The 20,955-nt window shown below is 71.2% G+C and carries 17 protein-coding genes; 13 read left to right on the top strand and 4 right to left on the bottom strand.

Annotated features, from left to right (window positions below; genetic code table 11):
• Positions 1-127 precede the first annotated feature (127 nt).
• The 4 genes from OG206_RS09055 to mutM all read left to right on the top strand — a co-directional run bounded on the left by OG206_RS09055 (position 128) and on the right by mutM (position 2,744).
• On the top strand, positions 128-793 hold the full coding sequence (locus tag OG206_RS09055; protein WP_327114086.1) for a YceD family protein: 666 nt from the start codon (positions 128-130) through the stop codon (positions 791-793).
• 2 nt (positions 794-795) lie between these two features.
• The gene (rpmF, locus tag OG206_RS09050; protein ID WP_003965982.1) at positions 796-969 is read left to right on the top strand and encodes a 50S ribosomal protein L32; all 174 of its coding nucleotides are present in this window, start codon (positions 796-798) and stop codon (positions 967-969) included.
• Positions 970-988: 19 nt separating this feature from the next.
• On the top strand, positions 989-1,813 hold the full coding sequence (gene rnc, locus OG206_RS09045) for a ribonuclease III (RefSeq protein ID WP_327114084.1): 825 nt from the start codon (positions 989-991) through the stop codon (positions 1,811-1,813).
• A gap of 76 nt (positions 1,814-1,889) precedes the next feature.
• A complete protein-coding gene (mutM, locus tag OG206_RS09040; protein WP_327114082.1) occupies positions 1,890-2,744 on the top strand; it encodes a bifunctional DNA-formamidopyrimidine glycosylase/DNA-(apurinic or apyrimidinic site) lyase in 855 nt (284 codons plus the stop codon).
• Positions 2,745-2,763: 19 nt separating this feature from the next.
• On the opposite strand, the gene OG206_RS09035 is transcribed toward mutM, so the two are convergent.
• Both OG206_RS09035 and OG206_RS09030 read right to left on the bottom strand, forming a co-directional pair.
• A complete protein-coding gene (locus tag OG206_RS09035; RefSeq protein ID WP_327114080.1) occupies positions 2,764-3,165 on the bottom strand; it encodes a winged helix-turn-helix transcriptional regulator in 402 nt (133 codons plus the stop codon).
• 140 nt (positions 3,166-3,305) lie between these two features.
• On the bottom strand, positions 3,306-4,238 hold the full coding sequence (locus OG206_RS09030; protein WP_327114078.1) for a CAP domain-containing protein: 933 nt from the start codon (positions 4,236-4,238) through the stop codon (positions 3,306-3,308).
• A 154-nt stretch (positions 4,239-4,392) separates the two neighbouring features.
• On the opposite strand from OG206_RS09030, the gene OG206_RS09025 reads away from it, so the two are divergent.
• The 4 genes from OG206_RS09025 (at position 4,393) to OG206_RS09010 (ending at position 11,000) form a co-directional block, all read left to right on the top strand.
• On the top strand, positions 4,393-4,674 hold the full coding sequence (locus OG206_RS09025) for an acylphosphatase (RefSeq protein ID WP_327114076.1): 282 nt from the start codon (positions 4,393-4,395) through the stop codon (positions 4,672-4,674).
• Positions 4,675-5,109: 435 nt separating this feature from the next.
• Complete coding sequence (locus OG206_RS09020) at positions 5,110-5,322, top strand: hypothetical protein (RefSeq protein ID WP_203182693.1); 213 nt, start codon at positions 5,110-5,112, stop codon at positions 5,320-5,322.
• Positions 5,323-5,634: 312 nt separating this feature from the next.
• Complete coding sequence (locus OG206_RS09015; RefSeq protein ID WP_327114072.1) at positions 5,635-9,348, top strand: AAA family ATPase; 3,714 nt, start codon at positions 5,635-5,637, stop codon at positions 9,346-9,348.
• Between the two features lie 233 nt (positions 9,349-9,581).
• Positions 9,582-11,000, top strand: coding sequence for a sugar porter family MFS transporter (locus OG206_RS09010; protein ID WP_327114070.1), 1,419 nt, complete (start codon positions 9,582-9,584; stop codon positions 10,998-11,000).
• A 98-nt stretch (positions 11,001-11,098) separates the two neighbouring features.
• Here the strand turns inward: OG206_RS09010 and OG206_RS09005 are convergent, their stop codons facing one another.
• A complete protein-coding gene (locus OG206_RS09005) occupies positions 11,099-12,490 on the bottom strand; it encodes a purine-cytosine permease family protein (RefSeq protein WP_327114068.1) in 1,392 nt (463 codons plus the stop codon).
• A 110-nt stretch (positions 12,491-12,600) separates the two neighbouring features.
• Between OG206_RS09005 and ftsY the strand changes: the two genes are divergently transcribed.
• Positions 12,601-13,806: a signal recognition particle-docking protein FtsY gene (ftsY, locus tag OG206_RS09000; protein WP_327114066.1), complete on the top strand. Its 1,206-nt coding sequence runs from the start codon at positions 12,601-12,603 to the stop codon at positions 13,804-13,806.
• Positions 13,807-13,864: 58 nt separating this feature from the next.
• Here the strand turns inward: ftsY and OG206_RS08995 are convergent, their stop codons facing one another.
• On the bottom strand, positions 13,865-14,515 hold the full coding sequence (locus tag OG206_RS08995) for a bifunctional DNA primase/polymerase (RefSeq protein ID WP_327114064.1): 651 nt from the start codon (positions 14,513-14,515) through the stop codon (positions 13,865-13,867).
• Positions 14,516-14,939: 424 nt separating this feature from the next.
• Between OG206_RS08995 and nsdA the strand changes: the two genes are divergently transcribed.
• The 4 genes from nsdA (at position 14,940) to OG206_RS08975 (ending at position 20,927) form a co-directional block, all read left to right on the top strand.
• Complete coding sequence (nsdA, locus tag OG206_RS08990; RefSeq protein WP_327114062.1) at positions 14,940-16,415, top strand: transcriptional repressor NsdA; 1,476 nt, start codon at positions 14,940-14,942, stop codon at positions 16,413-16,415.
• Positions 16,416-16,753: 338 nt separating this feature from the next.
• The gene (locus tag OG206_RS08985; RefSeq protein WP_327114060.1) at positions 16,754-18,106 is read left to right on the top strand and encodes an ammonium transporter; all 1,353 of its coding nucleotides are present in this window, start codon (positions 16,754-16,756) and stop codon (positions 18,104-18,106) included.
• The gene (locus OG206_RS08980; RefSeq protein ID WP_033304048.1) at positions 18,103-18,441 is read left to right on the top strand and encodes a P-II family nitrogen regulator; all 339 of its coding nucleotides are present in this window, start codon (positions 18,103-18,105) and stop codon (positions 18,439-18,441) included. Before OG206_RS08985 ends, OG206_RS08980 begins: the two co-directional genes overlap by 4 nt.
• A 32-nt stretch (positions 18,442-18,473) precedes the next feature.
• Positions 18,474-20,927 (top strand): [protein-PII] uridylyltransferase, encoded by a 2,454-nt coding sequence (locus OG206_RS08975; RefSeq protein ID WP_327114056.1) that lies wholly within the window; start codon positions 18,474-18,476, stop codon positions 20,925-20,927.
• The last annotated feature ends 28 nt before the right edge of the window (positions 20,928-20,955 follow it).

Here is a 20,955-nt window from a genome sequence, read left to right as displayed (position 1 = left end):
CCGTACCGGATTGGGAGCTGGGCGGTACGTCCAGTATCCTGGCTGTTCGGTCGCGCGTATGTCCGCGATCCAGGCTGCCCTCTTTCCATCCGGACAGGGGTGGCCCTCCCGAAACCGCACCACGCACATGATCTCGAAAGCAGGAAAAGCCCTGAACGGCCACCTCGACCACCGCAGCCCTCTCGTGTTCGATACGCGCGAGCTCGGCCGGCGTCCGGGTACCCAGAAGCGGCTGACCCGCACGGCGGAAGCACCGAAGGACCTCGGCATCGACGGGGTCGTCGGAGTTCCGGAGAACGCGCCCCTGGCGCTGGACCTCCGCCTCGAATCGGTCATGGAAGGGGTGCTCGTCACAGGCACCGCCCGTGCGACGGCCGAGGGGGAGTGCGTAAGGTGTCTGGAGCCGCTGACCCTCGAGGTCGAAGCGGATTTCCAGGAGATGTTCTCGTACCCTGACGCCGATGACCGGAACCGCAGCAGGAACGCGGACCCGGTCGACGACGCCGAGGACGACGAGGACAGGTTTTTCCTCGAGGACGACTCGTTCGACCTCGAGCCTGTGCTGCGTGACGCGGTGGTGCTCGCACTGCCGCTGCAGCCGGTGTGCAAGGAGACCTGTGCCGGTCTGTGTTCCGAATGCGGGATCAGGCTGGACGAGAATCCGGGCCACCACCACGACGTCGCCGACATCCGTTGGGCGGCACTGCAAGGACTCGCCGAGACCGTTCAGGACGGCGAGAAGGACAACATGGGCGGCGCCGAACCGGGCGTCGACGAGAAGCAGGAGAAGTAGCCGTGGCTGTTCCGAAGCGGAAGATGTCGCGCAGCAACACGCGCCACCGCCGGTCGCAGTGGAAGGCTGCGGTCCCCACCCTGGTTTCGTGCGAGCGTTGCCAGGAGCCGAAGCTCCAGCACATTGCGTGCCCGAGCTGCGGCACCTACAACAAGCGCCAGGTCCTCGAGGTCTGAGCGGCTGGTGAGAGGCCCGATGTCTGAGTTGTCCAGCGCCAAGAAGCAGGCAGACAACATCAACACAGCCTCGTCCCACACGCTTCTGGAAGGGCGGCTCGGGTATCACCTCGAGTCCGCCCTTCTGGTGCGTGCGCTGACCCATCGTTCGTACGCATACGAGAACGGCGGTCTGCCCACCAACGAGCGGCTGGAGTTCCTCGGGGATTCCGTGCTCGGCCTGGTGGTCACGGACACGCTGTACCGCACCCACCCCGACCTGCCCGAAGGCCAGCTGGCCAAGTTGCGGGCCGCGGTGGTCAACTCGCGTGCGCTTGCGGAAGTGGGCCGCGGCCTCGAACTCGGCTCCTTCATCCGGCTCGGCCGCGGTGAAGAGGGCACGGGGGGCCGGGACAAGGCTTCCATCCTCGCCGACACCCTTGAAGCGGTGATCGGCGCCGTCTATCTCGACCAGGGCCTCGGCGCGGCCTCGGAGCTGGTGCACCGGCTCTTCGACCCGCTGATCGACAGGTCCTCGAGCCTCGGAGCCGGCCTGGACTGGAAGACCAGTCTCCAGGAGCTCACCGCGAGCGAGAGCCTCGGAGTCCCCGAGTACCTCGTCACGGAGACCGGACCCGATCACGAGAAGACCTTTACTGCTGCTGCTCGCGTCGGTGGTGTCTCGTACGGCACCGGCACCGGCCGTAGCAAGAAGGAAGCGGAGCAGCAGGCGGCGGAGTCCGCCTGGCGCGAGATCAGCGCCGCCGCGGAAGCGCGGGAGGCAGCGGCGAAGGCGGCTGCCGACGGAGGGGTCGCCGACACCCCTGCCGACCCGTCGCCGCACTCGGGCGCCGCTCCGGCCTGACCCGTCCAGGAGCCCCTCGGTGCCACGTGCACCGGGGGGTTTTCGCTGTCCCTTTCCCCTCGAAGGAGTGCCCGCCGTGCCCGAACTGCCCGAGGTCGAAGTCGTACGGCGCGGTCTGGAGCGCTGGGTCTCCGGCCGCACCGTGAGCGGCGTCGAGGTCCTGCATCCGCGTGCGGTCCGCCGGCACCTCGCGGGCGGGGCGGACTTCGCCGCGCGGCTCCGGGGCCTGCGTTTCGGCACGGCGATGCGGCGCGGGAAGTACCTCTGGGTCCCTCTCGACGAGGCGCACTCGTCGATGCTGGGCCACCTCGGCATGAGCGGTCAGCTCCTCGTGCAGCCCACCGCGGCGGCGGACGAGAAGCACCTGCGGATCCGTATCGGCTTCGACGACGACCTCGGCACCGAGCTGCGCTTCGTGGACCAGCGGACCTTCGGCGGACTGTCGCTCCACGAGAACACCCCCGACGGGCTGCCCGACGTCATCGCGCACATCGCCCGCGACCCCCTCGACCCGGCCTTCGACGAAACGGCGTTCCACGTGGCGCTGCGTCTGCGCCGCACCACGGTCAAGCGTGCCCTGCTCGACCAGTCCCTGATCAGCGGGGTCGGCAACATCTACGCCGACGAGGCGCTCTGGCGCAGCCGGCTCCACTACGAACGGCCGACGGCCACCCTGACCCGGCCGAGGACGGCGGAGCTGCTCGGCCACATCCGTGACGTGATGCGGGAGGCCCTGGCCCAGGGCGGCACCAGCTTCGACAGTCTCTACGTCAACGTGAACGGTCAGTCCGGCTACTTCGACCGGTCACTGGACGCGTACGGACGTGAGGACGAGCCCTGCCACCGGTGCGGCACACCGATCCGCCGCCGCCCCTGGATGAACCGGTCCAGCTACTTCTGCCCCCGCTGCCAGCGCCCGCCGCGCGTCTGAGTGCGGCGGCCGCGGAGTCTCAGGCTCCCCGAGCCGCGTCGTAACGGTCCCGGGCCTCGATGACCTCGGGCATCCGGCCCTCGACGAGGCGGATGAGGTCCAGCAGCCTGCCCGCGACCTCGCGCCCCAGGGCTGTCAGCTCGTAGTCGACGCGTGGCGGATTGGTGAGCTGGGCGTCCCGGTGCACCAGACCGTCGCGCTCCAGGGCCTGCAGCGTCAGGGAGAGCATCTTCTCGCTGACACCGTCGATCCGGCGGCGCAGCTCGTTGAAGCGGGCCCCGCTTTCGTGCAGCGCGCCCAGGGTCAGGCCGCCCCAGCGGCCCGTGACGTGCTCCAGCGTCCCGCGCGAGGGGCACTGCCGTGAGAAGACGTCGAACGGCGACTCGTCGCCGTGCACGTGTTCCGTCTCTGCCAGAGCCATGCCCGAGAGCTTACGCCTGTGCAGTGCTCACTCCCGGTGAGCGCTGCACAGGCGTAAGCGGGAACGCGACGGGACGAGCGCGCCCGCCCCCGTACGTCAGGGGCGGGCGCGCCGTTCGGGCCTGCTGCGCGGACGGCGGATCAGAAGCCGAAGTCCTGAGTCCACCAGGGGCCGCCGGCACCGAGGTGCACGCCGACGCCCAGCGTCGTGTAGTCGCAGTTGAGAATGTTCGCGCGGTGACCGTCGCTGTTCATCCAGGCATCCATCACGGCCTGCGCGTCGGCCTGGCCGCGGGCGATGTTCTCGCCGCCGAGCCCTTCGACACCGGCAGCCGCAGCGCGGTCCCACGGGGTCGCCCCATCCGGGTCCGTGTGGCCGAAGAAGTCCCGCGCGGCCATGTCCTCGCTGAAGTCCTGTGCGAGCGCGGTCAGCGACGCGCTCCTGGTGACCGGGCTGCAGCCGACCTTCGCGCGCTCCTCGTTGACCAGTGCGAGCACCGCCGCCTGCGCGGAGGTGGAGGCAGGGCTCGACGGTGCGGTGGCCGCACGCGTCGGGGCGGCCGACGGGGTCTTCGAGGCGGTGGGGGCCTTGGTGGCCTGCCGGGACGACGCGCTCTTCTTCAGGGCGGGAACCTTCGTCCTCTCCGGACTCTTCGCCGCCCGCTTCGACGCGCTCGCCGAGGGCTTGCCGCTCGGCTTCCCGCTCGGGGTGGCGGAGGGGGACGCCGACGGCAGGGCCGAGGAGTCCGCGCTGCTGCCCGCTTCGGCCGACGCCGAGGTCCCGCCGGTCGGCTCGGCCGACGCGTCGCCCTGGGTCAGCAGGTCGGGGCCGCCGCCCGAGCGGACCTGGTCCGCGGCCGGTCCGCCGCTGACGCTGTAGGTGTCTCCGCCGGGCACGAGGCCGGAGGCGACGGCGACGGCGCCGACGGCCACGGCCGCCGAGATGCCGAGCAGTCCGGCGCGTACGGGCCGTCGTGCTCGCTTCCTCCGGCGTGCACTCCGGGGCCCGCCCGCCGCTTCTGCCGCGTGCTGCTCAGCGGCCGGGGCTGCGCCTGCGCGTCGATGGCGTCCCATGCGCTGTGCCTTCCTCGTGCTCCGGGCGTCGTTGCGACGTCACCGTATTCTTGATCAAACTCACCCGTTCGGGTGAGCTATTGCGAGGGGACCTTACGCCATGGCGGATTGGGGCGCCGTGCTCGTTGTGCAATTGGCCGGTTAGCGTTCGGGCATGAACACAGATGCGCGCCTCGTCGTATGGGTACGCGGCCGAGTACAGCAAGTAGGGTTTCGCTGGTTCACCAGGGCAAATGCTTTGGAGATCGGCGCGCTCACCGGCTTCGCCCTCAATCTCGACGACGGCCGGGTGCAGGTGGTGGCGGAAGGGCCGCGTGAGAATTGCCACCGCTTGCTCGACTGGCTCGGCTCCGACGACACACCCGGTCGCGTGGACGGAGTCACTGAGATCTGGGACACGCCTCGCGGTGGATATGAGGGATTCGCGATCCGCTGACGGCCGCCCGGGGAGAAGGCGCGGATCCGCTTCGTGTCCGACGGGGCGCCGGGCGTGACCGGGAGGGCGGGAAAGGCACCGCACCCGAAATGACCTGCGAAAGCGCCTGGCGGCGGCACATGGTTGCCAAGAAGTGGATGTCATGCAAGGCTGCGGCTCCGACGAAGGTCTCCCTATCCCTCGGGTGCCCGCAGGAGAGTCGCGCCGCATGATCGACAGGCCGCGCGCCCCCGGGACTCCCGGCCGTCGGCGTGTGATCGTGTTGACCGTCAAACTTTTTGGTGAGACGCTGAAAACCCCGCGCACCTCAGCTGTTCGGCAGGGCTGGTGACAGCAGAACAGCAGTGGACACTCATCACTGCCGAACACCGCGGGTGCGATTCCCACGACCCGCACCGCATTCGGTCGGTCACTCAGTGTGGAGGACCATCCATCATGGCAAAGGCGCTTCTCGGTTACGTCGGCGGTTCCGACCCGCGACTCCTCGCCGAGATGCGACGGCTTCAGAAGCGCGTCCAGGACCTGGAATCCGAGCTCGTACGGATCCAGGACGAGAACGACGCGCTCAACGCCGCCGCCCACCACCAGGAGTCGCTGCTCGACAGCATCGACATCGACGTACCCCAGGCGGAGCCCGCGCTGACCTGACCGTCAAGGCCCTGCCGGGTCCGGTGGGGCCGAACGTGCCAGCTGCTCGGGATCAGCCATGAAATGTCTTCGTCACGGATCGCTGTCCTGGATCACCGGGGATCTCCCGGGACCGGGTCACTCCGCGATCCGTCACGCAAGGCTGTGTGCGAACGCCGCATGAGCGGTGTCGCGCGTGATGTACAAGGGACGCTTCGGCGTCCCTTCTTTCATTCCCCCGGCCCGCCCCCGGTCCGTCGCTCTTCGCTTAACGTCTGATGTGCCCTGCACCTTCATCAGCGAAACCGAGAGTGAAAGGTAGAGTCCGGCGGCGTGCACCTCAAGGCCCTGACCCTGCGTGGTTTCAAATCATTCGCCTCCGCCACGACCCTTCGGTTCGAACCGGGGATCACCTGCGTCGTCGGCCCCAATGGGTCGGGCAAATCCAATGTGGTGGACGCGCTCTCCTGGGTCATGGGTGAGCAGGGCGCCAAATCATTGCGCGGCGGCAAGATGGAAGACGTGATCTTCGCCGGTACCACCGGGAGGCCACCGCTCGGCCGCGCCGAAGTGTCGCTGACCATCGACAATTCCGACGGCGCGCTTCCCATCGAGTACGCCGAAGTGACGATCACACGGATCATGTTCCGCAACGGCGGCAGCGAATACCAGATCAATGGCGACACCTGCCGGCTGCTCGATATCCAGGAACTCCTCTCCGACTCCGGGATCGGCCGTGAGATGCACGTCATCGTCGGCCAGGGCCGGCTCGACTCCGTCCTGCACGCCGACCCGACCGGACGCCGCGCCTTCATCGAAGAGGCCGCGGGTGTGCTCAAGCACCGCAGGCGCAAGGAGAAAGCGGCCCGGAAACTCGAGGCGATGGGAGCCAACCTCGCCCGCGTCCAGGACCTCAACGACGAACTGCGTCGCCAGCTCAAACCGCTGGGACGGCAGGCAGCCGTCGCCCGCAGGGCCGCCGTCATCCAGGCCGACCTCCGCGACGCCAGGCTGCGGCTCCTCGCCGACGACCTGGTGGGACTGCGGGAGGCGCTGCGCGGCGAGATCGCAGACGAGGCCGAGCTCAAACGGCGCAAGGAGACCGCCGAGGCCGAACTCAAGGCGGCGCTCGCCCGTGAGGCGGACCTGGAGGACGAGGTCCGGCGGCTGGCGCCGCGGCTGCAGCGGGCCCAGCAGACCTGGTACGAACTCTCCCAGTTGGCCGAGCGGGTACGGGGCACGATCTCGCTCGCCGACGCCCGGGTGAAGAGTGCCACCGGGGCGCCCGACGAGGAACGGCGCGGGCGTGATCCCGAGGACATGGAGCGCGAGGCCGCACGGATCCGTGAGCAGGAGGCGGAGCTGGAGGCCGCCCTCGAAGCGGCGGAGCACGCGCTGGAGGACACCACCGCACACCGGTCGGAGCTGGAGCGGCAGCTCGCCGCCGAGGAGCGCGCGCTGCGGGACGCGGCCCGCGCCATCGCCGACCGGCGAGAAGGACTCGCGCGGCTGACCGGGCAGGTCAACGCCGCCCGCAGCCGGGCGGGTTCGGCGCAGGCCGAGATCGACCGGCTGGCCGCAGCGCGCGACGAGGCGCAGGAGCGGGCGGTCGCCGCGCAGGAGGAGTACGAGCAGCTCAAGGCCGAGGTCGAGGGCATGGACGCGGGCGACGCCGAGCTGGCGGAGCGGCACGAGGAGGCCAAGCGGGAGCTCGCGACGGCCGAGGCGTCACTGGGAGCCGCGCGCGAGGAGGTCACCGCCGCGGAGCGCAGCCGCGCCGCCGTCTCCGCGCGGCACGATGCCCTGTCGCTGGGGCTCCGCCGCAAGGACGGCACCGGGGTGCTGCTGGGCGCGGGCGACCGGCTCCCCGGGCTGCTCGGCCCCCTGGCCGAGCTGCTCACCGTATCCCCGGGACATGAGGTCGCGGTGGCGGCGGCGCTGGGCGCGGCAGCCGACGCGGTCGCGGTGACGGATCCGGCCACGGCCGCGGAGGCGATCCGTCTGCTGCGCAAGCAGGACGCGGGCCGTGCGGCGCTGGTACCGGGCGGTGCCGGCCCGGGGCTGGTGCCCGCGCAGGGGGCGGAGCAGCCGCAGGGGCCGCCGGCCACCACCGCCGCGGGCCAGGTGCCCGGGCAGGCATCGGGGGCGGAGCACGGCGCCGCGGTGCCCGCCGGACAGCCCGCGCACTCCCCGTCCGCCCTCGCCGTCGCCACCGGGGACTGCCCCGCGCCCCAGGTGGCGGGTCTGCTGCACGGACCCGCCGAACTGCTCGGCCGCGTACGGCGCCTGGTGCGCGACATGGTCGTGGTCGGGACGCTGGAGGACGCCGAGGAGCTGGTCGCCGCACACCCCGGTCTGACCGCGGTCACCGCCGAGGGCGACGTCCTGGGCGCCCACTTCGCGCACGGCGGGTCCGCCGGGGCTCCCAGCCTGCTCGAGGTGCAGGCCTCCGTCGACGAGGCGGCCGCCGAACTGGCGGAGCTGGAGGTCCGGTGCGAGGAACTCGCCTCGGACCGGCGCGCCGCGGCCGCGCGGCGCGGTGACACCGCAGCGCTGGTGGAGGAGCTGGGGGAGCGGCGCAGGGCCGCCGACCGCGAGAAGTCGGGGGTCGCGCAGCACCTGGGACGGCTGGCCGGGCAGGCCCGCGGCGCCGTGGGGGAGGCGGAGCGTACGACGGCCGCAGCGCTCCGGGCGCAGGAGGCGCTGGAGCGGGCCACCGAGGAGGCCGGGGAACTGGCGGAACGTCTGCTGGTCGCCCAGGAGACGCCCGTCGAGGAGGAGCCGGACACATCCGTACGGGACCGGCTCGCCGCCGACGGTGCCAACGCGCGTCAGACCGAGATGGAGGCACGTCTCCAGGCCCGCACCCACGAGGAGCGGGTCAAGGCGCTGGCCGGCCGGGCGGACTCCCTGGACCGGGGGGCCCGCGCGGAGCGTGAGGCCCGCGCCCGGGCCGAGCAGCGCCGTGCCCGGCTGCGCCACGAGGCCGCCGTCGCCCAGGCGGTGGCCTCGGGGGCCCGGCAGCTGCTCGCCCACGTGGAGGTCTCGGTCGTACGGGCGGACGAGGAGCGGACCCGTGCCGAGGCGGCCAAGGCTGAGCGGGAGCGGGAGCTCGCTGCGGAACGCGGCAGGGGCCGTGACCTCAAGAGCGAGCTCGACCGGCTCACCGACTCGGTGCACCGCGGCGAGGTGCTCGGGGCCGAGAAGCGGCTGCGCATGGAGCAGGTCGAGGCGAAGGCGCTGGAGGACTTCGGTGTCGAGCCGGCGGCCCTGGCCGCCGAGTACGGACCGGAGCAGCCGGTACCGCCGTCGCCCGCCGCCGAGGGCGAGGAGCTGCCGGCCGATCCCGAGCACCCGCGCAACCTTCCGAAGCCCTTCGTCAGGGCCGAGCAGGAGAAGCGGCTGAAGGCGGCCGAACGGGCGTACCAGCAACTCGGGAAGGTGAATCCTCTCGCCCTGGAGGAGTTCTCGGCACTGGAAGAACGGCACAAGTTCCTCTCCGAGCAGCTCGAAGACCTGAAGAAGACCCGGGCCGACCTGATGCAGGTCATCAAGGAGGTCGACGAGCGGGTCGAGCAGGTGTTCACCGAGGCGTTCCGTGACACCGCCCGTGAGTTCGAGGGCGTCTTCTCACGGCTCTTCCCGGGGGGTGAGGGACGGCTGGTCCTCACCGATCCGGACAACATGCTGACGACCGGCCTCGACGTGGAGGCCCGGCCGCCGGGCAAGAAGGTCAAGCGGCTCTCACTGCTGTCGGGAGGCGAGAGATCCCTTACGGCCGTTGCCCTGTTGGTCTCCATCTTCAAGGCGCGGCCGAGTCCCTTCTACGTCATGGACGAGGTCGAGGCGGCCCTGGACGACACCAATCTGCAGCGGCTGATCCGGCTCATGGAGGAGCTCCAGGAGACTTCCCAGCTCATCGTGATCACACATCAGAAGCGGACGATGGAGGTCGCCGACGCGCTGTACGGGGTCTCGATGCAGGGCGACGGGGTGTCGAAGGTGATCAGCCAGCGGATTCGCCGGGAGACGCGCCGCCCGGCCTGACAGCACGCCAGGGCTTCTTTACTCGATCTTCAACACTTCACAGTGTGATGCGGGGATTCCTGGGCAGGTGTGGGGCCACGCCTTCGCCGGAGGCGCATCTTGACTTCAAAATTTGAATGCACAGCCTCAGTGACGCCGCGTTTAGCTTCAAGTGGTGGTCGGTGAGGTGTTGTGCGCCACTAAGAGGGCTCACCCCCCACACCTGACGTTGCGGCCAGGTACCAGGAGTTCATGTGACCAGCACAGCGCGCGGACCGGAGTCCGGAGCCCGGGATGCCCACCCGGATCATCTCGGCCATGTCATCTTCATCACGGCGGCCGCGGCGATGGGCGGCTTCCTCTTCGGCTACGACAGTTCCGTCATCAACGGCGCGGTCGAAGCCATCCGCGACCGTTACGACATCGGGTCGGGCACGCTCGCACAGGTCATCGCCATCGCCCTGATCGGCTGTGCGATCGGAGCGGCCACCGCGGGACGCATCGCCGACCGCATCGGCCGTATCCGCTGCATGCAGATCGCCTCGGTGCTCTTCACCATCAGCGCCGTCGGGTCGGCGCTGCCGTTCGCCCTCTGGGACCTCGCCATGTGGCGGATCATCGGCGGCTTCGCGATCGGCATGGCCTCCGTCATCGGCCCGGCCTACATCGCCGAGGTCTCACCGCCCGCCTACCGAGGCCGCCTCGGCTCGTTCCAGCAGGCCGCCATCGTCATCGGCATCGCCATCTCGCAGCTGGTCAACTACGGCATCCTGCAGATCGCCGACGGCGACCAGCGGGGCGACATCGCCGGCCTCGAGGCGTGGCAGTGGATGCTCGGGGTGATGGTCGTCCCGGCGATCCTCTACGGGCTGCTGTCCTTCGCCATCCCCGAGTCGCCGCGCTTCCTGATCTCCGTCGGCAAGAGGGACCGTGCCCGCAAGATCCTCGAAGAGGTCGAGGGCAAGAACATCGACCTCGACGCGCGCGTGAACGAGATCGAGACGGCCATGCGCCGCGAGCACAAGTCCAAGTTCAGCGACCTGCTCGGGAGCCGTCTCGGCTTCCTGCCGATCGTCTGGGTCGGTATCGGTCTCTCGGTCTTCCAGCAACTGGTGGGCATCAACGTCGCCTTCTACTACTCGGCGACGCTGTGGCAGTCCGTCGGCATCGACCCGACGGACTCCTTCTTCTACTCGTTCACCACGTCGATCATCAACATCATCGGCACCGTGATCGCCATGATCCTGGTGGACCGGGTCGGCCGGAGGCCGCTCGCGCTCGTCGGATCCATCGGCATGGCCGTCGCGCTGGCGTTCGAGGCCTGGGCCTTCTCCGCGAATCTGGTCGACGGCAAACTGCCGAACACCGAGGGCACCGTCGCCCTGATCGCGGCCCACGTCTTCGTGCTCTTCTTCGCACTCTCGTGGGGTGTCGTGGTCTGGGTCTTCCTCGGCGAGATGTTCCCGAACCGGATCCGGGCCGCCGCCCTCGGTGTCGCCGCGTCGGCGCAGTGGATCGCCAACTGGGCGATCACCGCGAGCTTCCCGAGCCTGGCCGACTGGAACCTCTCGGGCACCTACATCATCTACGCGTGCTTCGCCGTGCTCTCCATCCCCTTCGTGCTCAAGTTCGTGAAGGAGACCAAGGGCAAGGCGCTGGAGGAGATGGGCTGATCCCCGCTGTCCCGTTCCCGACCCGCTGCCCCGGTCCGGCCCCGTGCCGCCCGGGGCGGCTGCGTGCGGTGGACGAGGGCCGGCGCGAGGTGGGGGCGTCAGAAGACGGCGGGCCGGACGCCCGTGGCGGCGACGGGGCGCGGCAGCAGCGCGTAGACCCCCGCCGAGACGAGGACCGTCGCAGCCCAGCCCAGACCGCTGCGCCCCACCCAGGTGGAGGCGAGCGGGCCGCTGAACCACTCGACGTCGGTGAACAGCAGCCCTGTCACGAGGGCGACGGCCCAGGCGGCCACGGCCGGCCGGCTGAACCCTCCGGCGTACCAGTAACCGCTGCCCGGCGCGGTGTCCATGAGCGCCGCCGGGTCGTACGTACGGCCCCGGAGCGCGTCCACGCCGAAGACACCGATCCAGGCGGAGAACGTCACGCCGAGCAGGGCCAGGAACGACAGGAACGTGTCGAGGAAGTTCCTCGCCACGAGCATCAGCAGCCCGCCGAGCAGCAGGCTGATTCCGGCGTTCACACCCACGGCCCAGGCCCGGGGAATCGCGAAGCCGAGCGTCTGCGCGGTGAAGCCGGCGGAGTACATGGACATCGCGTTGATCAGCACCATGCCGAGCACGGCGGCCAGGAGATAGGGCACCGAGACCCACGTCGGCAGCAGTTCGCCGATGAAGGAAACCGGATCCCTCGTGACCGCCAGGCCGGGGGAGCTCACCGCCATCACCGCGCCCATCGCCACCATCGGCAGCACGGTGACGAGGGCGCCGCCCACGGCCGCGCAGACCATCCCTGGGCCGGACGCGGAACGCGGCAGGTAGCGGGCGAAGTCGGGGGCGGACGGGACCCAGCTGATCCCACCGGCGGCCAGCGTCCCGATCCCCGCGATCAGCAGCGCTGCCGGGGCGGGCGGCCGGTCGAGGACGGACCGCCAGGGGGTCGAGGCCGCGAGGTGGGCCAGCACGAGCAGGCTCGCGCCGCCGAACAGCCAGGCCGAGGACCGGGAGCAGAGCCGAAGGGCCCGGAAGCCGAGGCCCGAGACCAGGAAGCCCGCGCCGACGAAGGCCGTCAGGGTCAGCAGGATCAGCGTGTGGCTCCTGCGCAGGCCGAACAGCAGGTGCAGCACGGCCAGCAGCGCGTAGGAACCCGTGACCGCGTTGACGGTCTCCCACCCCCAGCGGGCCACCCACAGGACGGACCCCGGCAGGAGGTTGCCGCGCTGCCCGAACACCGCACGGGACAGCGCCATGCCGGGTGCGCCGCCGCGCTTGCCCGTGATCGACACGAGGCCGACGAGCCCGAACGAGAGCACGGGTGCGGTGAGTCCCACCACCAGCACCTGCCACAGGTTCAGCCCGTTGAAGACGGTGAGTCCGGCGCCCACGATCAGCAGCAGCACCGTCAGGTTCGCCGTCACCCACGTGGGGAACAGTGCGGGGACCCGGCCGGTGCGCTCGGCGTCGGGTACGGGATCCAGGCCGCGGTTTTCCACGGGCAGCAGCGTACCTTTACCCCCAAAAGTGGCATACCGCCCCGACGGTCTCCGCTGCCGCCGTCCGGAACCGCGCCCGGGCCGCGCCCGTGGCCGATACTGGACACGTTATGGACATCGTCATCCTTGCTGTAGTCATCGCCCTGGTCGCGGTCGGCCTGATCAGCGGGCTCGTGGTCAGCAGCCGCAAGAAGAAGCAGCTGCCGCCCTCGGCACCGTCGAGCACGCCGACCATCACTCCTCCCGCCGAGCCCCATGTCGGCGAGGAAGCCGAGACGTCGCGCGACGAAGCGCGGCGCACCATCGAGGAGGTCGGTCTCCCCGGCACCGGGACTCCCGTCGAGGACACCCCGGTGGTCCTCGAGCCGGAGATCCCCCAGCTCGAAGTACCCGAGCCCACCGCGGGCCGCCTGGTGCGCCTGCGCACCCGGCTCGCCCGTTCGCAGAACACCCTGGGCAAGGGGCTGCTCACGCTCCTGTCCCGCGACAACCTCGACGAGGACACCTGGGAGGAGATCGAGGACACCCTCCTCACCGCCGATGTCGGCGTGGCCCCCACCCAGGAGCTCGTGGAACGCCTCCGCGAGCGGGTCCGTGTCCTCGGTACCCGTACGCCCGACGAGTTGCGCGCACTCCTGCGCGAGGAGCTCATCACGCTGCTCGGTCCCGGTCTCGACCGCGAGGTGAAGACGGAGGGCGGCGCGGAGACTCCCGGTGTCGTCATGGTCGTCGGCGTCAACGGCACCGGCAAGACCACCACGACGGGCAAGCTCGCCCGCGTGCTCGTCGCCGACGGCCGCAGCGTCGTTCTCGGTGCCGCCGACACCTTCCGCGCCGCCGCGGCCGACCAGCTCCAGACCTGGGGTGAGCGCGTCGGCGCACGCACGGTGCGCGGTCCCGAGGGCGGCGACCCCGCGTCGATCGCCTTCGACGCGGTGAAGGAAGGTATCGCCGAGGGCGCCGACGTGGTGCTCATCGACACCGCGGGCAGGCTCCACACCAAGACCGGCCTGATGGACGAGCTCGGCAAGGTCAAGCGCGTCGTGGAGAAGCACGGTCCGCTCGACGAGATCCTGCTCGTCCTGGACGCCACCACCGGACAGAACGGCCTGGTGCAGGCGCGGGTGTTCGCCGAGGTCGTCGACATCTCCGGCATCGTCCTGACCAAGCTGGACGGCACCGCGAAGGGCGGCATCGTCATCGCCGTGCAGCGCGAGCTGGGGGTCCCGGTGAAGCTCATCGGCCTCGGCGAGGGCCCGGACGACCTGGCCCCGTTCGAGCCGGGCGCCTTCGTGGACGCGCTGATCGGCGACTGACCGAGGCAGGGTGCGTTGCGAAGGGCGGTGGACCGAGGGGTTCACCGCCCTTCGGCGCTCACCACCGGTGACATATGTAGGCGAGCGTGCCGAGCAGCAGCCTGGCCTGCGGGGGAGCGGCGGCCGTCCCGGGCGCCGGCGGCCGCAGCCAGCGGACGGGACCGAGGCCGCCGAGGTCCGAGGGCGGAGCCGTGATGTACGTGCCCGCCCCGAGCGCCCTCAGGTCCAGATCCGCGTCGTCCCAGCCCATCCGGTAGAGCAGGCCGGGCAGTCCGGCGGCTGCCCCTGGGGCGACGAAGAACTGGGCGCGCCCTGTCGGGGTGACGGCCACCGGCCCGAGCGGCACTCCCATCCGTTCCATCCGGACCAGCGCGCGGCGGCCGGCGGTCTCGGGGGCGTCGAGCACGTCGAAGCTCCGGCCGACGGGGAGCAGCACCGACGCGCCCGGCACCTCGGCCCAGGCGTCCGCGGCCATGCCGAGGGTGGCGCCGGGCGGGACCTCCGGCGCGAAGCCCAGCGGGTGGGCGCCGGGGGCGGCGCACCCGGGGTCGCCGCACGAGCAGACCCCTGCGGCCGCTCGCGCGCCGGGCGTCACGGCCCAGCCCCACAAACCCGTGTACTCGGCCACCGCCGTCGCCCAGCCCGCACGGCCGCGTCGCCGCGCGCCGCCCGGGCGCATCTCCCGGATGCCGCCGATCGTGAAGCCCATGCCCCCTCCAACGGGTCCGACTCACCGGTGGTTACGACCCGGAGTCTCCGAAGGCATCCGCGGCCGCCCCGGACCGGCGGCGCGTGGGGGTGGCGTACAAGGGGTGCGCGATGCGGCTCCCGCGCCCCAGAACGCTTCACTCCGCCTGCTGCTGATCGCGGTCTGTCAAGTCAATCGCGGACTGCCCGGAGCGGGTTCATCCGAAGGGGTGGCGAATGGTGGCGTTTCAGCAATCACCCTCGCGGCGACGGTGATCGTAGGATTACCGTCGGTACTCGAACCTGCAATTGCATGTGCGCCCGGGTATGCCCCGGGCAATCCGATGATCTGTTCGATGGTGCGCAACGCGCGTACAGACGGCACCGAGGCACGGCATTCTGATAGAGGTTCGCGCGACGGGTTTCAGCGGGATGGGGGCGTTCCAGTGAGTGGCAGCGGCGCAGGCGAGACGGATGCCGGAAAGCGCTCCAACGCGCGGTTGGGTTCGTGGTTCGTGCGCAGCGGCTGGTCGAAGGGGGAGCTCGCCCGGCAGGTGAACCGCCGGGCACGCCAGATGGGCGCCCACCACATCAGTACCGACACCTCCCGGGTGCGCCGCTGGCTCGACGGCGAGCAGCCCCGCGAACCGATCCCGCGCATCCTCTCGGAGCTCTTCTCCGAGCGCTTCGGCACCGTGGTCGCCGTCGAGGACCTCGGACTGCGCGCCACCCACCAGGCACCCTCGGTAGCGGGCGTGGACCTGCCCTGGGCCGGTCCCCAGACCGTCGCCCTGCTCAGCGAGTTCTCCCGCAGCGACCTCATGCTCGCCCGGCGCGGATTCCTCGGCAGCTCGCTCGCCCTGGCCGCGGGGCCCACTCTCATCGAACCCATGCAGCGCTGGCTGGTCCCCGTGGCCCCGGCGGCGCACGGCGAACCCGAGCGCCAGGTCGCGGTGAGCCGGCCGTCCCGGCTCTCCGGGCCGGAGCTCGACCTGCTGGAGTCCACCACGGCGATGTTCCGTCAGTGGGACGCCCAGTGCGGCGGCGGGCTGCGCCGCAAAGCCGTCGTGGGCCAGCTGCACGAAGTCACCGACCTGCTGCAGGAACCCCAGCCCGAGGCCACCTCGAAGCGGCTCTTCCGCTGCGCCGCCGAGCTGGCCGAGCTGGCGGGCTGGATGAGCTACGACGTGGGCCTCCAGCCCACCGCGCAGAAGTACTTCGTACTCGCGCTGCACGCCTCCAAGGAGGCGGGGGACAAGCCGCTCGGCTCGTACATCCTCTCCAGCATGAGCCGGCAGATGATCCACCTCGGCCGGCCCGACGACGCACTGGAACTCATCCACCTCGCCCAGTACGGAAGCCGGGAGTGCGCCACCGCCAGGACCCAGGCCATGCTGTATGCGATGGAGGCGCGCGCGTACGCCAACATGGGCCAGCCGAGCAGGTGCAAGCGAGCGGTCCGGATGGCCGAGGACACCTTCGCCGACGCCGTGCTCGACGACGAGCCCGAGCCCGACTGGATCCGTTTCTTCTCCGACGCGGAACTGCACGGCGAGAACGCCCACTCCTACCGTGACCTCGCCTACGTGGCGGGCCGCAGCCCCACCTACGCCTCACTCGCGGAGCCCGTCATGGCCCGCGCCGTGGACCTCTTCGGGGACGACGACGAGCACCAGAGGTCCTACGCCCTGAATCTGATCGGCATGGCCACGGTGCATCTCCTCAAGCGCGAGCCGGAGGAGTCGACGGTGCTGGCCACCCGGGCCCTGAAGATCGCCAAGAAGGTGAGATCGGAGCGCGTCAACACCAGGCTCCGCAAGACCGTCGACACCGCTGCCAGGGACTTCGGTGACATCCCCGAGGTCGCCCTGCTGACCGACCTGCTCACCGAGCAGCTCCCGGAGACCGCCGAAGCGGTCTGACCGGCACCCGCACCACCGGCCACGACAGCCGCCCCGTACCACCCGACTCGGCTCCCCCATTGCCAGGTCAGCGGGTCGCTGTCGTGGCCGGTTCACGTCCCGGGGCGTGCCGCCCGCACCGTATGCGGCGCTGCGGGCATGGTAGGCAGCGCACCGGGTCCGGCACCGGTGGTTCATCGGTACGTAACACGTGGGCCCCCTTCGTCACTGCGGCGAAACATCGTGCGGCATTCGTGGAAACCGCGTTGCGCGAATGTCATGGCGCATAACCGGCCCGCACCTTTTCACCGTGGTCCCGCACCCCCGCACGAGGCCGCACCGACGACGAGGAGACGCCGATGCCCCCAGGCATCACGACGCTTGCCGCAGACGCCCCCGAGCTGTCTGCCGCCAACACAGGGTTCATGCTCATCTGCACCGCCATGGTGATGCTCATGACCCCGGGTCTGGCCTTCTTCTACGGAGGCATGGTCCGCGTCAAGAGCACCCTGAACATGCTGATGATGAGCTTCATCAGCCTCGGGATCGTCACGATCCTGTGGGTGCTCTACGGATTCAGTCTCGCCTTCGGCACCGACGTCGGCTCCGTCATCGGATGGAGCTCGGACTACGTCGGCCTCAGCGGGATCGGGGTCACCGAGCTGTGGGACGGCTACACCATCCCGGTGTACGTCTTCGCGGTCTTCCAGCTGATGTTCGCCGTCCTGACGCCCGCCCTCATCAGCGGCGCCCTCGCGGACCGTGTCAAGTTCACCTCCTGGGCGCTGTTCATCACCCTCTGGGTCACGGTGGTCTACTTCCCGGTCGCCCACTGGGTCTGGGGTGCCGGCGGCTGGCTCTTCGAGCTGGGTGTCATCGACTTCGCCGGTGGTACGGCCGTCCACATCAACGCGGGTGCCGCCGCCCTCGGCGTGATCCTCGTCATCGGCAAGCGGGTGGGCTTCAAGAAGGACCCGATGCGGCCGCACAGCCTGCCGCTCGTCATGCTCGGCGCGGCTCTCCTGTGGTTCGGCTGGTTCGGCTTCAACGCCGGCTCGTGGCTCGGCAACGACGACGGTGTCGGTGCCGTCATGTTCGTCAACACGCAGGTCGCCACCGGTGCGGCGGTCCTCGGCTGGCTCGCCTACGAGAAGGTCCGCCACGGCTCCTTCACCACCCTCGGCGCCGCCTCCGGCGCCGTCGCGGGCCTCGTCGCCATCACCCCCGCGGGCGGTGCGGTCAGCCCGCTCGGCGCCATCGCGATCGGTGTGATCGCCGGTGTCCTGTGCGCCATGGCGGTCGGTCTGAAGTACAGGTTCGGCTACGACGACTCCCTCGACGTCGTCGGCGTCCACCTCGTCGGCGGTGTGCTCGGCTCCCTGCTCATCGGCTTCTTCGCCACCGGCGGAGTGCAGTCCGACGCCAAGGGCCTCTTCTACGGCGGCGGACTCGACCAGCTCGGCAAGCAGGCCGTCGGTGTCTTCGCGGTCCTCGCGTACTCTCTCGTCGTCTCCGCACTCCTGGCCCTCCTCCTCGACAAGACCATCGGGATGCGCGTCAGCGAGGACGACGAGATCTCCGGCATCGACCAGGTCGAGCACGCCGAGACCGCCTACGACTTCAGCGGCGCCGGCGGCGGCTCCGCCCCGCGCACCACGGCATCGGCGCCCGGTAACGGGGCAGCCCCGACGAACAAGAAGGTGGACGCATGAAGCTCATCACCGCAGTCGTGAAGCCGCACCGGCTGGACGAGATCAAGGAGGCCCTCCAGGCTTTCGGCGTCCAGGGCCTCACGGTCACGGAGGCCAGCGGCTACGGGCGTCAGCGCGGCCACACCGAGGTCTACCGGGGCGCCGAGTACACCGTCGACCTCGTCCCCAAGATCCGCATCGAGGTGCTGGTCGAGGACGAGGACGCCGAACAGCTCATCGACGTGGTGGTCAAGGCCGCCAGGACGGGCAAGATCGGTGACGGAAAGGTCTGGAGCGTCCCGGTCGACACGGCCATCCGCGTACGGACGGGCGAACGCGGCCCGGACGCACTCTGACCGACGGATCCTGTGAACGGAAAGGCAGCTGGGTGACGAGCACCGAAGTGACCACCGAATCCGAGGACTCGGGACCCAGCGGCTACGCGGCGGCCCGGCTGCGCCTCCTTCAGGAGGAGGTGCGGTCCGGGCCGCCGCGCCGTGCGGCCCTCGCCCGGCTCACCGACGACTGGCTGACCGGACTGTTCACCACGGCCGCCCAGCGGGCGGGCATCCGGGGAGCGGCCCTCGTCGCCGTCGGCGGGTACGGCCGCGGCGAACTCTCCCCCCGCAGCGACCTCGACCTGCTGCTCCTGCACGACGGCACCGCCGACGCCTCGGCGGTCGCCGCCCTCGCCGACGGAATCTGGTACCCCGTCTGGGACCTCGGCCTCGCCCTCGACCACTCCGTACGCACCCCCGGCGAGGCACGCGGCACCGCGGCGGACGACCTCAAGGTGCAGCTCGGACTGCTCGACGCGCGGCCCGTCGCCGGTGACATCGGCCTCGTCGCCGGACTGCGGACCGCGATCCTCGCCGACTGGCGGAACCAGGCCCCCAAGCGCCTGCCGGCCCTCGACGAGCTCTGCCGCGAGCGCGCCGAACGCATGGGCGAACTGCAGTTCCTCCTCGAACCCGACCTCAAGGAGGCCCGCGGAGGCCTCCGCGACGCGACCGCCCTGCGCGCCGTCGCCGCCTCCTGGGTCGCCGACGCCCCCCGCGAAGGGCTCGCCGAGGCCCGGCGCACCCTGCTCGACGCCCGCGACGCCCTCCACCTCACGACCGGACGGGCCACCGACCGCCTCGCCCTGCAGGAACAGGACCAGGTCGCCGGGGCCCTCGGCCTCCTCGACGCCGACGCCCTGCTGCGCCAGGTGTACGAGGCCGCGCGGACCGTCTCGTACGCCACCGACGTCACCTGGCGCGAGGTCAACCGTGTCCTGCGCTCCCGCTCGGCACGCCCCCGGCTGCGGACCCTCCTCGGCGGTGGCGCCAAGGCCGCCCCCGAGCGCACCCCGCTCGCCGACGGCGTCGTCGAGGCCGACGGCGAGGTCGTCCTCGCCCGCACCGCACGCCCGGAACGCGACCCCGTGCTCACCCTCCGCGCGGCGGCCGCCGCGGCCGAGGCCGGACTGCCGCTCTCCCGCCACCTCGTGCGCCACCTGAGCACCGCCGCCCAGCCGCTGCCCGTGCCGTGGCCTCCCCAGGCCCGCGAGGAACTCGTCACCCTCCTCGGCGCCGGGGCAGCGACCGTGGGGGTCTGGGAGGCCCTGGAGTCGGAGGGCATCATCACCCGCCTGCTGCCCGACTGGGAGCGGGTCCACTGCCGGCCGCAGCGCAACCCCGTCCACACCTGGACCGTCGACCGCCACCTCGTCGAGACGGCCGTCCGCGCGTCCCACCTCACCCGCCGGGTCGGCCGCCCCGACCTGCTCCTCGTCGCGGCCCTGCTGCACGACATCGGCAAGGGATGGCCCGGGGACCACTCCGTGGCCGGCGAGGTCATCGCCCGCGACATGGCCACCCGCATCGGCTTCGACAAGCAGGACGTCGGTGTCGTGGCCGCACTCGTGCGCCATCACCTGCTGCTCATCGACACGGCCACCCGGCGCGACCTCGACGACCCGGCGACCGTACGCTCCGTCGCCACCGCCGTCGGCAGTGCCTCCACGCTGGAACTCCTGCACGCGCTCACCGAGGCCGACGCGCTGGCCACCGGCCCCGCCGCCTGGAGTGCCTGGCGCGCCTCGCTCGTCGCCGACCTGGTCAGGCGCGTCGCCGCGCTCCTCGCCGGGGAGGAGCCGCCGGTGCCGGAACCTCTCGCCCCCAGCGCCGAGCAGGAGCGTCTGGCCGTCGAGGCCCTGCGCACCGGCGAACCCGTACTGTCGCTGCACACCCGGCCGGAAACGCCCTCCGAGGACGGCGAACCCGAGCCCATCGGCGTCGAACTCCTCATCGCCCTGCCCGACCGCCCCGGGGTGCTGCCCGCCGCTGCCGGGGTGCTGGCCCTGCACCGCCTCACCGTCCGCGCCGCCGACCTGCGGGCCGTCGAGCTGCCGACCGAGCTGGGAGGCACGGCCGATCTCCTGGTGCTCAGCTGGCGGGTAGCGGCCGAGTACGGCTCGCTCCCGCAGGCCGCCAGGCTCCGCGCCGACCTCGTACGCGCCCTGGACGGCTCCCTCGACATCCGGGCCAGGCTCGCCGAACGCGAGGCCGCCTACCCCCGGCGGCGCGGGGTGAAGGCCCCGCCGCCCCGGGTGACCGTCGCGGCGGCCGGATCGTGGCTGGCCACGGTCATCGAGGTCCGTGCCCAGGACGCCCCGGGGCTGCTGCACCGGATCGGCCGCGCGCTGGAGCAGAGTGCGGTGCTGGTGCGCAGCGCCCATGTCTCCACGCTCGGGGCGAACGCCGTGGACGCCTTCTACGTCACGGACGCCGAAGGCGCGCCGCTCCCGCCGGAACGGGCCGCCGAGGTGGCCGGAGAGGTCGAGAAGGCGCTGGGCTGACCCCCTGCTCCGGGCCCGTACGTCACGA

Origin of the sequence: Streptomyces sp. NBC_01341 (genome assembly GCF_035946055.1) — a bacterium.
Classification (GTDB): Bacteria; Actinomycetota; Actinomycetes; order Streptomycetales; family Streptomycetaceae; genus Streptomyces.
The sequence above is the reverse complement of the archived record's forward strand: the minus strand, read 5'-3'. Positions and strand labels throughout refer to the sequence as shown.

What these genes read in the sequence shown, in the direction of transcription:
- OG206_RS09025 (WP_327114076.1), top strand. Translation starts at nt 4,393, where the DNA reads ATGAACACAGATGCGCGCCTCGTCGTATGGGTACGCGGCCGAGTACAG.
- OG206_RS08985 (WP_327114060.1), top strand. Translation starts at nt 16,754, where the DNA reads ATGCCCCCAGGCATCACGACGCTTGCCGCAGACGCCCCCGAGCTGTCT.
- OG206_RS09020 (WP_203182693.1), top strand. Translation starts at nt 5,110, where the DNA reads ATGGCAAAGGCGCTTCTCGGTTACGTCGGCGGTTCCGACCCGCGACTC.
- OG206_RS09055 (WP_327114086.1), top strand. Translation starts at nt 128, where the DNA reads ATGATCTCGAAAGCAGGAAAAGCCCTGAACGGCCACCTCGACCACCGC.
- OG206_RS08980 (WP_033304048.1), top strand. Translation starts at nt 18,103, where the DNA reads ATGAAGCTCATCACCGCAGTCGTGAAGCCGCACCGGCTGGACGAGATC.
- rnc (WP_327114084.1), top strand. Translation starts at nt 989, where the DNA reads ATGTCTGAGTTGTCCAGCGCCAAGAAGCAGGCAGACAACATCAACACA.
- OG206_RS08995 (WP_327114064.1), bottom strand. Translation starts at nt 14,515, where the DNA reads ATGGGCTTCACGATCGGCGGCATCCGGGAGATGCGCCCGGGCGGCGCG.
- OG206_RS09035 (WP_327114080.1), bottom strand. Translation starts at nt 3,165, where the DNA reads ATGGCTCTGGCAGAGACGGAACACGTGCACGGCGACGAGTCGCCGTTC.
- ftsY (WP_327114066.1), top strand. Translation starts at nt 12,601, where the DNA reads ATGGACATCGTCATCCTTGCTGTAGTCATCGCCCTGGTCGCGGTCGGC.
- OG206_RS09030 (WP_327114078.1), bottom strand. Translation starts at nt 4,238, where the DNA reads ATGGGACGCCATCGACGCGCAGGCGCAGCCCCGGCCGCTGAGCAGCAC.